The organism is Marinomonas sp. 63XJN7_9_ISO-PGPR-S23-217 (assembly GCF_056173515.1).
Genome location: NZ_CM149678.1, coordinates 3,555,418 through 3,568,867, shown reverse-complemented (window position 1 = coordinate 3,568,867; position 13,450 = coordinate 3,555,418). Strand labels below are relative to the sequence as shown.

The 13,450-nt window shown below is 43.6% G+C and carries 10 protein-coding genes; 4 read left to right on the top strand and 6 right to left on the bottom strand.

Going from position 1 to position 13,450, the window contains the following annotated elements:
• Window position 1: 1 nt before the first annotated feature.
• From rsxC to metG, 4 genes are all read right to left on the bottom strand, one after another.
• A complete protein-coding gene (rsxC, locus tag AC0VYI_RS16700; RefSeq protein ID WP_475444270.1) occupies window positions 2-2,413 on the bottom strand; it encodes an electron transport complex subunit RsxC in 2,412 nt (803 codons plus the stop codon).
• On the bottom strand, window positions 2,413-3,009 hold the full coding sequence (gene rsxB, locus AC0VYI_RS16695; protein ID WP_199475282.1) for an electron transport complex subunit RsxB: 597 nt from the start codon (window positions 3,007-3,009) through the stop codon (window positions 2,413-2,415). Before rsxB ends, rsxC begins: the two co-directional genes overlap by 1 nt.
• A gap of 8 nt (window positions 3,010-3,017) precedes the next feature.
• Window positions 3,018-3,599 (bottom strand): electron transport complex subunit RsxA, encoded by a 582-nt coding sequence (rsxA, locus tag AC0VYI_RS16690; protein ID WP_067019603.1) that lies wholly within the window; start codon window positions 3,597-3,599, stop codon window positions 3,018-3,020.
• 275 nt (window positions 3,600-3,874) lie between these two features.
• Complete coding sequence (gene metG, locus AC0VYI_RS16685; RefSeq protein WP_475444267.1) at window positions 3,875-5,923, bottom strand: methionine--tRNA ligase; 2,049 nt, start codon at window positions 5,921-5,923, stop codon at window positions 3,875-3,877.
• A 299-nt stretch (window positions 5,924-6,222) separates the two neighbouring features.
• Between metG and apbC the strand changes: the two genes are divergently transcribed.
• Both apbC and dcd read left to right on the top strand, forming a co-directional pair.
• Window positions 6,223-7,335: an iron-sulfur cluster carrier protein ApbC gene (gene apbC, locus AC0VYI_RS16680; RefSeq protein WP_475444265.1), complete on the top strand. Its 1,113-nt coding sequence runs from the start codon at window positions 6,223-6,225 to the stop codon at window positions 7,333-7,335.
• Window positions 7,336-7,344: 9 nt separating this feature from the next.
• On the top strand, window positions 7,345-7,932 hold the full coding sequence (gene dcd / locus AC0VYI_RS16675) for a dCTP deaminase (RefSeq protein WP_475444263.1): 588 nt from the start codon (window positions 7,345-7,347) through the stop codon (window positions 7,930-7,932).
• 208 nt (window positions 7,933-8,140) lie between these two features.
• On the opposite strand, the gene AC0VYI_RS16670 is transcribed toward dcd, so the two are convergent.
• A complete protein-coding gene (locus tag AC0VYI_RS16670) occupies window positions 8,141-9,286 on the bottom strand; it encodes a porin (RefSeq protein WP_475444261.1) in 1,146 nt (381 codons plus the stop codon).
• 918 nt (window positions 9,287-10,204) lie between these two features.
• Between AC0VYI_RS16670 and AC0VYI_RS16665 the strand changes: the two genes are divergently transcribed.
• Together AC0VYI_RS16665 and AC0VYI_RS16660 are read left to right on the top strand one after the other, a co-directional pair.
• A complete protein-coding gene (locus AC0VYI_RS16665) occupies window positions 10,205-11,092 on the top strand; it encodes a PAS domain S-box protein (RefSeq protein ID WP_475444260.1) in 888 nt (295 codons plus the stop codon).
• 222 nt (window positions 11,093-11,314) lie between these two features.
• Window positions 11,315-12,313, top strand: coding sequence for a branched-chain amino acid aminotransferase (locus AC0VYI_RS16660; RefSeq protein ID WP_199475295.1), 999 nt, complete (start codon window positions 11,315-11,317; stop codon window positions 12,311-12,313).
• Window positions 12,314-12,417: 104 nt separating this feature from the next.
• Here the strand turns inward: AC0VYI_RS16660 and AC0VYI_RS16655 are convergent, their stop codons facing one another.
• Window positions 12,418-13,308, bottom strand: coding sequence for a glycosyltransferase family 2 protein (locus tag AC0VYI_RS16655; RefSeq protein ID WP_475444257.1), 891 nt, complete (start codon window positions 13,306-13,308; stop codon window positions 12,418-12,420).
• Between the last annotated feature and the right edge of the window lie 142 nt (window positions 13,309-13,450).

The following is a 13,450-nucleotide window of genomic DNA, read 5'->3' as shown; positions in this document are numbered from 1 at the left end:
CTTACATAGTGTCTTGCGATTGTGTGAGTTGTGCCAACAGTGCATCGGCTTCTTGCTGTCTTTTTTCCGCTGCGGCAATCTCTTGTTGGATACTCTCCGCTTGATCTGGCTCGGCGGCGAGGCGTTTTTTCAATTTGTTAATGGCGGCTTTGGCCATAGCAGAGGCAATTTTTTGCTTTTTAATTTGTTCGTTTTTGGCGGCACTCTCATCCGTTGATGCGTTTGATTCTGTCGCCTCTGTCATTGGAGACTGAGTCTGTGGGTTTGATAAAGCCTTTTCTAAACTGTCCACTCTTTGCTGTGCTTCCAATAATTGCTGACGCAGGGTGTCTGCCTCTGGGGCTTTTAGTTCTTCGGCTTTTTTGAGAGCTTTTTCGACTTTTTTTACGGCCGCCTTGGCAATGGCTAAGTCGATTTTTGCTTTTTTGAGGTCATCATTGACTGTGGGTTTAGATGACGCTTTTTGTAGCGTGTCTGCCTTCTGGGCAGCTGTCGACGGAGTCAGTCTATCAAGCAGTGATTGTGCTTGCACGAGGCCTTTTTCGAGTTCGCTAACGTTTGCTTTTAATTCACTATCATCGGGAGATTCCGCTAGCTGCTTTTGCGCCTTTTTCAGTTTTGCACCGATCAGCGCGACGTCGATCTTCGCTTTTTTCAACTCCTCATTAACAGGAGCTGGTGCGGCCTTAGTAGATTTTTCCGCAGGTGTCGTTGCCATTTTCTCAAGCTGTTGTTCAAGCGAGGTAAGGATCTTCTCTTGCCCAGTGACTTGTAACTGTAAATGATTAATTTCTTCTACATGTTCATTTTCTTGAGCTTCAACTAATTGTTTCTGAAGCTTTTTCAGTTTGTTCTTAGCAAGCGCGATATCCACCTTAAGCTTTTTGCTTTCATCTGGTGTGGTGGCTTTTGCCTCAGCTGGTGGCGTTGCTTTTTTGGTTTCTGTCGCCTTACCTTCTGTCTTCTGGGCGGAGGCTTTTTGGCGTGCTAGACGCTTAGCTTCTTTTTCTGCTGCTTCGGCTTCTTGACGTGCTTTTCTCGCTTCAAAGCGTTGTTTAGCGAGATCCGATTTCACGGCGGCTTCCCGTGCTTCGCGAATGCTGCTTTTGGTATGTCGGTAATACTGTACAAGTGGAATGCTACTTGGGCAGACGTAAGAACAAGCGCCACATTCGATGCAATCAAACAAATTATAATGTTCGGCCTTTTCAAACTCCTGACTCTTGCTGAACCATAAAAGCTGCTGAGGTAACAGGCTGGCAGGACAAACTTGTTCGCACATGCCACAGCGAATACAGGCTTGCTCTGGAGCGGGAGCGGGCAGCTCTTTTTTGCTTGCCGCTAAAATACAGTTGCTGGTTTTGACGATGGGGGCATCGATAGAGTTCAGTGTGAAGCCCATCATCGGGCCGCCCATGATTAAGCGACTGAGTTTTTTGTGGGTTGCCTGAGCATAATCCAGTAGATGCTTAACTGGTGTGCCAAGCAATACCTCGACATTTTGTGGAGCCTTGAGTGCATCCCCAGTCAAGGTAGTAAAGCGAGTGATTAAGGGTTGGCCTAAATAAATAGCGTCATGTACCGCTACGCAGGTACCGACGTTTTGACATAAAATACCAATGTCGGCTGGGTGTTGACCACTGGGCACTTCCTTGCCTGTGAGCAACTGGATCAATTGCTTTTCGCCACCGGATGGGTATTTGGTCGGCACAACGGCAACTTGGATCGTGCTATTGTGTTGCGCTAGAGCATTGTTAAGTGCGGCAATCGCTTGTTGTTTATTGTCTTCAATGCCGATGATAACTTGGTCCGCTTCAACGAGATGTTGTAGTACTTCGATACCAAGCACTAGCTGTTCGGTTTTTTCACGAATTAGCATGTCGTCAGCGGTGATGTAGGGCTCACACTCTGCCGCATTGATAATAAAGTGGGTTAGCGGGTGCTTGTGTGCCCCCTGTAGTTTCACTTGTGTTGGAAAACCAGCGCCACCCATACCAACGATACCCATTTCAGCAAGGTAGGACAAGACATCTGTCTTGCTTATCCTACGCCAGTTGTTAAGAGGTCTGCGCTCTGTCCAGCTATCGTTCCCGTCAGGTTCAATCACAATGCAAAGGTCGCTTAACCCTGAAGGGTGCGCAATGACGCGCTCTTCAATAGCGGTGATGGTACCTGAGGTGGGAGCGTGTAAAAAGCTGCTTAAAAAACCGTTGTTAATGGCAATGGCTTGGCCTTTTAGAACCTGCTCGCCTTGGCTGACTAGCGGACGAGAGCTTTGGCCAATGTGTTGACTCAGGGGGAGTATCAACTCCTTTGGCAAGCTTGGGTGGCCAAGGGGTAGTGTCAGTGATTGAGCTTTGTTTTCTGGCGGATGAATACCACCATGAAAAGAGAAGATGTTGGTTGTTTGCATTAGTGTGCCACCTCCGCTTTGCGATCTGTGGCGATGATGTTCATTGAGGTTGCAGCGACACCTTGGGGTTTGTCCCAAGACCAGGTTTTTGATGTCACGCCGACTTCTACCATATCAATACAATCTACTGGGCAAGGATCAACACATAAGTCGCATCCTGTACATTCGTCAGAAATGACGGTGTGCATTTGTTTTGCAGCACCAAGAATGGCATCTACTGGACAGGCTTGAATACACTTAGTGCAGCCAATACATTCGTCTTCACGAATAACCGCCACGCGCTTGGCGGTTTCTGTGCCGTGGTCACCATCGAGGGGAATCGCTTCTACGTCGAGTAAATCAGCGAGCGCTTGAATTGTCGCCTGACCACCGGGCGGACAGTGGTTTATTGCTTCACCGTTGGCGATGGCTTCCGCATAGGGGCGGCAACCAGGATGGCCGCATTGGCCACATTGTGTTTGCGGCAAGATGGCATCAATTTGATCGACAATAGGGTCACCTTCTACATGAAAGCGAACGCTGGCATAGCCAAGAATGGCGCCAAATACTAGGGAAAGGGCTAATAGAATTCCTACAGCGAGCAAAACAGTCAACATAATGGCTCCTAGATTTGCACCAGACCGGTGAAGCCCATAAAGGCTAGGGCCATCAGCCCTGCTGTGATCATGCCTATGGCTGAGCCTTTAAAAACGCTGGGGACATCGGCGACATTAATCCGTTCACGCATGGCTGAAAACAGAATAAGTACAAAAGAAAAGCCAACCGCTGCACCAAAACCATATAAGATGGATTCGACAAAATTATTTTGTTTACTGGTGTTTTGCAGGGCGACACCTAATACCGCGCAGTTTGTTGTAATCAGTGGTAAGAAAATTCCTAATACGCGATATAGTAGCGGACTGGTTTTATGTACGACCATTTCGGTAAACTGCACAACAACAGCTATCACTAAAATAAAAGCAATGGTTTTAAGGTACTCAAGCCCAAAAGGCTGAAGTATGTATTCGAACGTGAGATAGCTGCAAAGACTGGAAAGAGTCAAGACAAACGTAGTGGCCATTGCCATACCAATGGATGTTTCCAGTTTTCCAGAAACCCCCATAAATGGGCAAAGCCCCAAAAATTGAACCAATACAAAGTTGTTAACTAGTATGGTACTGACCAGTATCAACAGATAATCAGTCATCTCATGTCCAAATAAATATGCTGTGAGTATGTTAAATATCGAGGAGTACGCATACGCTGCGTAAGAGCGTAACTATACCAAGCTGCTTATAACTAACAAGTTAAAATTCGTCGAAAAATAGATTAATTTAGAATATATTTAATAGGTAAAACTTATATAATATTATTTTATTGTTAATCTTTTTTATGTTCTTAATATCACGAAATACGCCGATTAAATGAGACATTTAATCGGCGTAGGTTTGTCTCTACTATTTATTTATACTAAAGAGTGGGTTACATCACTCGTTGGCCGGGTTTCGCGCCAGCGTGTGGTTCCAATAGATAAATTTCATCTTTACCTGGTCCAGCGGCAAGCACCATTCCTTCTGATAGGCCAAACTTCATTTGGCGTGGAGCAAGGTTGGCTACCATGACGGTTAATTTGCCTTCTAGGTCTTCTGGCTTGTAAGCAGATTTAATCCCAGAGAAGACGGTACGTGTTTCACCACCGAGGTCGAGTGTCAGCTTTAGCAATTTGTTGGCTTTTTCCACATGCTCTGCTTTGGCAATCAGGGCGATACGCAGATCGACTTTTGCAAAATCATCAAAAGAAATTTCTGCTGCAATCGGGTCTTTGCTGAGTTCCGTTTCTGTCGTCGCTTGTGACGTTTCAACCGCTTCTGCTGCAGCGACGGCGGCTTCTTTTCCTTCTTCTATCATGGCATCGATTTGTTTTTGATCAATGCGAGCCATTAATGGTTTAAAGGCGTTCACTGTTTTGCCAAACAATAACTCACTGCGATTGTCCCAAGTGAGTACTTTGCCAAGGAAGGCTTCTGCATCGGCAACCATTTGCGGCATCACTGGTTTTAAATAGGTAGCTAATATACTAAAGAGATTCAGAGCCACGGTACAAATTTCTTGTACTTTAGGTAGGGTTGCTTCGTCTTTTGCCAAAACCCATGGTGCTTGATCTGCAATGTATTCATTGGCTTGATCGGCTAGATGCATAATCTCACGAATCGCTTTGCCATATTCGCGGCTTTCGAAATGTTGTGCGATGACATCGCCTGCGTCAATGAAGGATTGAATCATAGCGTTTTCACTAACATCGCTTGCTAGCTGACCATCAAACTTTTTATTAATGAAGCTGGCGGTACGGCTGGCGATATTAACCACTTTACCCACTACATCGGAATTCACTCGCTGCACAAAGTCTGACAGGCTCAAATCGATATCATCAACACTGGCGTTTAATTTAGCCGCAAAGTAGTAGCGTAAATATTGTGGATCCAAGTGGTTCAAATAAGTGCGCGCCATGATAAAGGTGCCGCGCGATTTTGACATTTTTGTACCGTCTACAGTGACGTAGCCATGGGCGTTAACCCCTGTTGGTGTGCGATAACCCGCGCAGTCCAGCATGGCGGGCCAAAACAGCGCATGGAAGTTGATGATGTCTTTACCAATAAAGTGGTAAAGCTCAGCATCGGAATCTTTAGCCCAGTAATCGTCAAAGGTTAACCCTTCAGTGCGATCACACAAGTTCTTGAAACTGGCCATATAGCCGATAGGGGCATCCAACCAGACGTAAAAGTACTTACCAGGCGCGTCAGGGATTTCAAAGCCGAAATAAGGTGCGTCGCGGCTGATGTCCCATTCTTTTAGACCTGCGTCTAGCCACTCAGAGAGCTTGTTTGCTACTTGGTCTTGTAAGGTGCCACTGCGTGTCCATTTTGCTAAAAAGTCTTGAAATTCGGGTAGCTTAAAGAAGTAATGTTCCGATTCTTTTTCTACAGGCGTGGCACCTGAGTAGACCGAGCGAGGGTTAATCATCTCCATCGGCGTATAAGTGGCAGAACAGACTTCACAGTTATCGCCATATTGGTCCTCAGCCTTACATTTAGGACAGGTGCCTTTAATGAATCGATCTGCTAAGAACATCTCTTTTTCTGGATCATAAGCTTGTGTGATTGAACGGACAGCTATTTTATTGTTATCGCGCAAGCGCTTATAAATATAATTAGAGAATTCACGGTTTTCATCTGAGTGTGTTGAATAATAGTTATCGTAGCCGATTAAGAAGTCTTTAAAGTCGGCCATATGTTCCTGACGAACACGATCGATTAGTTGCTCAGAAGTAATGCCTTGTTGATCCGCTTTTATCATAATGGCGGTGCCGTGTGCATCATCAGCGCATACAGCGGTACAAAGGTGGCCGCGAAGTTTCTGAAAACGCACCCAAATATCAGTTTGGATGTGTTCCAGCATGTGCCCTAAATGGATGGGGCCATTTGCATAGGGAAGGGCGCTGGTAACTAAAATTTTGCGTTGCGTTTGTGCCATTATTGATCAGCCTGCTGGATTAAAAAGAGTCGAGTATTTTATCAATAGTAGCGGGCGCTGAATAGGAAGTGAGGTGCCTTTCCAGATAGAGACGTTGCATAGGTTTTTCTGAAAAAGCGAGCGTCGTACTATTGGTAATCATAAGTCGGCTAATTATAAGTGCCCATCCTTCGTGTGCAAGGGGTAGGCTTGCTTTTCTGCAAATTGCCCCCAAATTGGCTTCTATTCTGGTTATTAATTCACATGACAAGGATCATTTCGCACAAACGTGTTGATAATGATCTGTTGGAGATACTCCTTTGACAACTCAAACACATACTGATGATCATCAACCTAAGCAGCGACTGTTAGACAGCCAAATACAGTCTCGTTTAGAAAGCCTGATTGATGAAAATAATGGCCATGCTTATGGTGCTATTTGGACAATCAAGACGGACGCAGAGCGTATAATGCTCATCTTGCATCTGGGGTACCCTGCTGAGCAAGAGAAAGCCTCACTTGAAGCTCGTATCAAGCGTGAATTAAATGATAGCCGTGATGTGCTGTTGGAAATTGATTGCCAAGTGGAGCGCCATGCAACCCAAGGTAATCTCACTGGGTTGCAGGGTGTGAAGAACATTATTGCGGTTGCCTCAGGCAAAGGTGGGGTTGGTAAATCTACCACGACGGTGAATTTGGCGTTGGCGATGGCCCGAGAGGGCGCGCGTGTTGGGATTCTTGATGCCGATATCTATGGGCCCAGCCAAGGTATGATGATGGGCTTTGCAGATGGTACTCGTCCTCAGGTGCGAGATGAAAAGATGTTTATTCCGCCTGTTGCTCATGGGGTTCAAGTGATGTCCATGGCATTTTTGACGACTAAGGATACGCCTGTTGCCTGGCGAGGACCAATGGTGACTGGGGCGCTGATGCAAATACTGACACAAACGGATTGGAGTGATCTCGATTACTTGTTTGTGGATATGCCCCCAGGTACTGGTGACATCCAGTTAACCTTGTCACAAAAAATTCCGGTGGCGGGTTCTGTTATAGTGACGACTCCACAAGACATTGCTTTATTAGATGCACGTCGCGGTATTGAGATGTTTAATAAAGTGAATATTCCTGTATTAGGGCTAGTAGAAAATATGTCAGTACATATTTGCTCGAATTGCGGTCATCATGAAGCCATCTTTGGTGAGGAAGGTGGTGTCACCTTGGCGAAAGAATATAATGTGGGCGTTTTGGGTAAATTGCCCTTGAGTCTTGCCATTCGAGAACAGAGTGATGCAGGTTCCCCTGTAGTGGTTAGTGCGCCTGAGGGTGATATTGCTGCTATTTATCAGTCGATTGCTCGCAAACTTGGTGCTACTCTAGCGTCCCCACAGAATGAACAGTTTGCCATGCCAACCATTGGCATGAGCGATGATTGAGGAAAAGTAATGCGTTTGTGTGATCGAGATATAATTACCGCTCTAGACGAAGGTTCTATAGTGATTGATCCGCGCCCTGATAACAGTGTGATCAGTGGTGTGTCTGTTGACTTACGATTAGGTAACTCGTTTCGAGTATTTCAAGGTCACCCTGCGCCGTATCTGGATTTGAGTAGCTCAAAAGCAGATCTTAACAAAGTGATTGAGTCTGTAATGAGTGATGAAATTCTCGTTGATGATGGTCGCCCGTTTTTTATTCATCCTGGGGAGTTAGTGCTGGGGGTGACGAAAGAATCGGTGACTTTGCCCGATAATTTAGTTGGTTGGCTGGATGGTCGTTCTTCTTTGGCTCGTCTTGGTTTAATGGTACATGTGACTGCACACCGTATTGATCCGGGTTGGAGCGGCGGCATTGTCTTGGAATTCCTTAATGGCGGTAAGTTACCGATTGCTTTGAGTCCAGGTATGACCATCGGCGCCATTAATTTTGAAACCATGTCGGGGGCGGCAGATCGTCCCTATAACAAACGAGATAATGCCAAATATAAGGATCAGAACTCTGCTGTTGGTAGTCGAATTTCAGGTGATAAAAACTGATTATTGGTTGACTCGTTTTTGTCACTTTTCCACTAAGAGGCTCCGGCCTCTTTTTTCTTTTGTCTAGACGCAATTGTTGTTTAAGCAATGCTGTCTATATTGTCAGTAATGAGCGCTTTTCAGAAGGGGGTAACTGAAAAGGCTATAAAAACACGTTAATAGTAATTCTGCTGTAACTTTATCCCTTTAGCTAAGCGAATAGCCTAAATTAAAACGTGTAGTTTAATCCGCCGAAATATGTGTTCGAACCACTTGTGTTGTGTGTGATCTGAGCAAGAGTTGTAACGTTGCTGAACACATGGTAAGCCACACCTAGTTTAAAAGCTTTAGCGTAGGCGATGTCATCATTTTGAGTTGGTTTTCCACCATTAGGATTTGGTGTTGTTGCTACATCACTGTTTTGTGTGCCGTATGCATAACCTGTGGTGAAGGTGTATTTATCCATATTGTAAGATGCTGCCACTTCATAACCATTACGAGAGGCTGTGTTTTGGCCATCATCTTCGTTGTCGCGAGTGTATACACCAGCAAAGTATAAGTTACCAACTGTATAGTCAGCGGCTAAACCATAATTTGATTTGGTTGCATTATTGGTAAAGGTTTGATACGCGTAACCAGCGCGTAGATTTAAAGCATCTGTTAGGGCGTAAGCGGCAGCAGCACTATAGGCGTTGTTTTGCGTTTTAAAGTTCGCTGAATTTAAGCCTGCACCAAATGCATCGACAACAGAGCCATTGTCTGATTCACCACCTTCTGTTGTCTTAAACTGGTAAGAGGCTTCAACAGACAGTTTGCCGAATGTGTTTGAGTAAAGAGCTAGGTTAGATGCCCAAGCAGAAGTACCGTATGTGTTTGATGAAGCCTCAAGGCCACTATAGTTAAAGATATCTGTAGCGCTAGTTACTAAAGTGTAAAAAGGAGTGTCGGTTTGGCCAAATGTAAATTTACCAATCCCCTCAAACCCAAGTCCTACAAATTGATAGCGAGCTGAAAGGTTGTCGCCCCCTGATGATGTAAGAACGTTGTTTCGTTTGTTTTTGTCTGTTGGGTTGTCAGGATCTGCTACTGACGCTGTTTTTGTATTATTTGATGCCGCAGAAGATGCAGAAGATAGCATGCTCCAGCTTGTCATAAAAAAGGCGCTAGTACCGTTTCCATCGTTAATTTGTCCTTTGACACCTAAACGAGGACTAAAGCTGGACGAGCTACCTTTTACAGAATCATTTTGGGCAGTAAACTTAGCACGACCAAAAATATCCAAGCTGGAATTATCCGTTTTAATGATACTAGCTGCGTTTGCTGCTGTTGCTGCTAGCAGTAAGGGAGTAGCTAGGGTGAATATCGCTTTTTTCATGAAATGCATTCCTTCATTGTTTATTGTATCAAGTGTGCTTTCTATTGAATTGATAAGTGCACATACTAGGTAAAGTTAAACTTATTTTAGTGTTCCAATTTTTTCTGTTGAGTCTCTGTCTCTCCTCCTGTTTTTTGCCTGCGCTTTTGTTTCTCTGCTTTAGTTGAGTAGGGACTTTTCGGCTGCTTTGTGTCCTTAGGTATTTTTTACATGTTGCTTGCATATAAGTTGAACCAATATTCACCCTGATAAAGACCAATCTCGTCCTAAAATCGGACAAAGTCTTTCTTTTTTGCATCATATTGGTGCGTAAAATACCTTTCATGACGTCGAAAAGTGATCAAAAAAACATGTAGAACAATCACTAGGCTGACTTTACGGTCAGTATTGATGGTTACTTTTCTGCCCTCTAACAAAGCTTACAAAGCAATCAATACATTTAATTACATAACATCATCATTGTTTACCCTACGTGATTCTTAAAAGCACAATGCGTGCCAATATGCAAATAAAGGATATATTTAATAAATAAATGTCTCAAATAAGAATTTTATTGACTATTATTTACTCAATTTTGTGTGTTTTTATTTTTGATGAAACTTTCATAAATTAGTCATAGTTATCAGTCGGGCGCCATATTGATGCATAAACGTTACTTTCTGTTACAAAATAAGGCGTTATAACGATAAAAATGTGGGTGTTTTTTGAACATTTGGTTATGTTTTTCTTATTGACTGGCTTGTTCGCCATGGTGGCTTGTTTGAAGAGGGAGAGCTCCTAGAAGTATCCATATCTTGTTATGGGCTTAATATAATAATACTGTCTTAGGTTTAACCTATTGTGTTGTTCGTTTTATGGGTGGGTTGTTCGTTTGATAGGTCAATAGAGGGTGTTTTTTGAGCGAGGCGATTCGATTAAATGAAAGCGAGTGAGTTGATTGATCTTTCTGATGTGTTGGAATTGATGCTTGATGCGGTATGTGTTGTCGACCGTTTTGGACGTTTTGTTTTTGTTAGTGCTGCGTTTGAAGATGTGTTTGGTTATTCACCAAGTGAGGTAATTGGTCAGTCAATGGAAAGCATGGTGTTTCCTGAAGATAAGTTCAAAACCACTAAGGTGGTGGAAACGCTGTTAAATGGAGAGATTCAACCCCGTTTTGAAAACCGTTGGATTCACAAGAGTGGGCGTATTGTCCACGTTTTGTGGTCGGCTCGGTGGTCTGAAGAGCACCAGGTGCGAATTGCGGTGGCCCATGATATTACAGAACGTAAGGTTATGGAGTCTCGTCTTGTCTATATGGCGGCACATGACCAATTGACAGGCTTGCCTAATCGCGCTTTTTTTCTTGAGCGCTTAGAAGAGATGTTGTTGCGGGGCCGTCAAAATGAGAAGGGTTTTTCTCCCGATGTGTTGTTTGTGGACATTGATGGCTTTAAACAAGTGAATGATAATTATGGTCATGGTATAGGAGATAAGTTATTACAACTAATTGCCCAAAGGCTACAGCATTGCGTTGGTGAATCAGGGTGTGTGGCACGCCAAGGTGGAGATGAATTCCTTGTATTATTAGGTGATGACTCTTCCGCCAGTGATGCGTTGATTATTGCGCAAAATATGGTGTTAGAGATTAGTAAACCTTTTGATATTGAAGGGTTGTTGTTTCATGTCTCTGCTAGTATTGGTCTTTCTAGTGGAAAAAATCATGTAACAACTGTATTGGAGCTGATTCAACAGGCCGATCTTGCCATGTATCAAGCGAAAAAATTAGGTGGCAGTCAGGTGTCAGTGTTCAATGCAGGGGATTAGAAAGCCCACCAATCTCTCAATACAGTCCAGCCCATTTTCTTTAGTAATTACGCAAAAATACGATAAATAGTCGTTTGCTTGGTTGCTAGAGACGAAACAGTCTTTCTTGCTGGTGCTTTCTGCTTTAATATCGTGAAAAGAATCGGTCAGGGTTGGTCGAAAAATTGACTGTATTTAGTGGCGATTGATGATCGCAATCATTTATTTGTATAGGAAATAATAATGGCGGCTTTTGGTAGCATTTTTATGCCTCGTATGGCATTAGCAACATTTGATAATAACCAATGGGGTGAATCTAGGATTGTCCCATCTGATAGTATCCCAATGCACCCAGGTGCGCATGTATTGCACTACTCTAGTACTTGTTTTGAAGGCTTAAAAGCGTTTCGTCATGCTGATGGTAGTGTTCATGTGTTCCGTATGGATCAAAATATCAAACGTTTTTCACAAAGCAGCCGTTTATTAGCCTTACCAGAAGTAGATGAAGAGCAAGTAGCTCAAATGATCAAAGATATTGTGGCTGAGTTTGCTAATGATGTTCCTGAGCCACCAGGCTCTATGTATATTCGTCCAACGCACATTGGTACAGAAGCCATTATCGGTAAAGCGGCGGCCCCCAGTTTAACCTCTATGGTGTATGTTTTGTTGTCTCCGGTTGGAGATTATTTTTCAGGTGGTGCGCATGCTTTACGCATTCTTCTTGAAGAAAATGGACAGCGCTGTGCGCCTCATATGGGAATGATTAAAAGTGGCGGTAACTATGCCAGTGCACTTGGACCGATCATGAAAGCCAAAGAAGACGTTCAGGCAGATCAAATATTGTTTTGTCCTAATGGGGATGTGCAAGAGACGGGAGCGGCGAACTTCTTATTAATTGACGGTAATGAAATTATTACCAAAGCGTTGGATTCGAGCTTTTTACATGGCGTGACACGTTCTTCCATTTTGACGATTGCAAAAGATCTTGGCATGACCGTTAGTGAGCGAGAATTGACCGTTAGTGAATTGCTAGAACGTGCGGCTAAGCCGGGCGTTGAAGCGGTTCTATCAGGAACCGCTGCGGTACTGACCTCTGTTGGGACTTTTATCCATAATGGCAAAGAGTTCAAAGTAGGATCCGGTGAGCCTGGTCCAATCGCAGAGAAATTGCGTAAAACGCTAAATGATATCCAGTGGGGAAATGCGCAAGATAAGCATAATTGGCTAACCAAGATTGTTTAATGTGTTTTCCTTAATGTGTTAGGGACTTTCCCTGATTTTCGAAAAGCCAGAGTTTATGCTCTGGCTTTTTACTTTCTAGAGAGAGGTGGTCGTTTTTGCTCTTGCTAAAGAGGCGTGCTCATAAGGTGTCTTTTATTGTTGCTCAAACGCATTTTACTCTTGCTTTGAATATCTGAACTGAAAGCTTGAAAGTCGCCATTAAAACCATTTTTTATGGCTTTTTCGAAGGCTAAATTCAGTGTTTTTTTATAGGTGATAAGCTCGATGACTTTATTTTTAAACTGGGTATTTTGAAAACCAAGTCCATCCATATAGAGGCGCTGCAAGGTTTCCTGATAAGCTTGGTCAAAAATATTACCTACATTGGGAGTATGGCACATAGATCGTTTATGCACTCGGTATTCGTGTAGAGCTTCTTGATGAAATGTGGCATAGCTAGCAGTTTCTAATGCCCTTAAGTTAAAGAGAGTGTCGCCTCCTCTGGCAATGGGCTCCCAACTGTGTTGGGCTAAACTATGATGAAATAAAAAAAGCAAAGGAGTATTCGTAGTAAAAAAGTCGTCAATCGAAAGTTGGGTGGGTGTTTGTTTGAACCCCATGGTAATGGTTTGTTGAGAGTCATCATTCACCACACAGACATTATCAAGTGAGAGACCTGATGTCTGAGCAAGGGGAATAAGTCGTGCTAAGCGAGTAGGGTAGTAGAGATCATCCACATCCAAGGGGGCAATCCATTCGCCTCTTGCGAGTTTCTTGCCGACGTTTCGGGCAATATTAGGGCCACTCCGTTTTTGCTCTGTTTGAGTAAAACGCAGTCTTACATCTTGTATACCCTGTTGCTTCAACCACGATTTATAATCGAAGCTATCATCTGCGATGAGGATGCACTCCCAGTTTGAGTAAGTTTGTTTAAATAGGGAGTTGAGCGCTCTTATAAGGGTCATCTGTCCTTGATAAACGGGCATAATGATAGAAACCAAATTGGCCATTGCCATACTAAAACTTCCTTAACATCCTGTTAACGATATGCAATCTCTTGTGTGCTTTAGACAACGTTTCTTTTTATAACATGGTCATTGTCAGTATGGTATTGTTTTAGTGACCTCTTATGAGGTTTTCGTGATTTTTAATTAGGAG

Coding starts and splice junctions, on each gene's coding strand:
- rsxC (WP_475444270.1), bottom strand. CDS start 2,413: ATGCAAACAACCAACATCTTCTCTTTTCATGGTGGTATTCATCCGCCA.
- rsxA (WP_067019603.1), bottom strand. CDS start 3,599: ATGACTGATTATCTGTTGATACTGGTCAGTACCATACTAGTTAACAAC.
- AC0VYI_RS16655 (WP_475444257.1), bottom strand. CDS start 13,308: ATGGCAATGGCCAATTTGGTTTCTATCATTATGCCCGTTTATCAAGGA.
- rsxB (WP_199475282.1), bottom strand. CDS start 3,009: ATGTTGACTGTTTTGCTCGCTGTAGGAATTCTATTAGCCCTTTCCCTA.
- metG (WP_475444267.1), bottom strand. CDS start 5,923: ATGGCACAAACGCAACGCAAAATTTTAGTTACCAGCGCCCTTCCCTAT.
- AC0VYI_RS16670 (WP_475444261.1), bottom strand. CDS start 9,286: ATGAAAAAAGCGATATTCACCCTAGCTACTCCCTTACTGCTAGCAGCA.
- dcd (WP_475444263.1), top strand. CDS start 7,345: ATGCGTTTGTGTGATCGAGATATAATTACCGCTCTAGACGAAGGTTCT.
- AC0VYI_RS16665 (WP_475444260.1), top strand. CDS start 10,205: ATGAAAGCGAGTGAGTTGATTGATCTTTCTGATGTGTTGGAATTGATG.
- AC0VYI_RS16660 (WP_199475295.1), top strand. CDS start 11,315: ATGGCGGCTTTTGGTAGCATTTTTATGCCTCGTATGGCATTAGCAACA.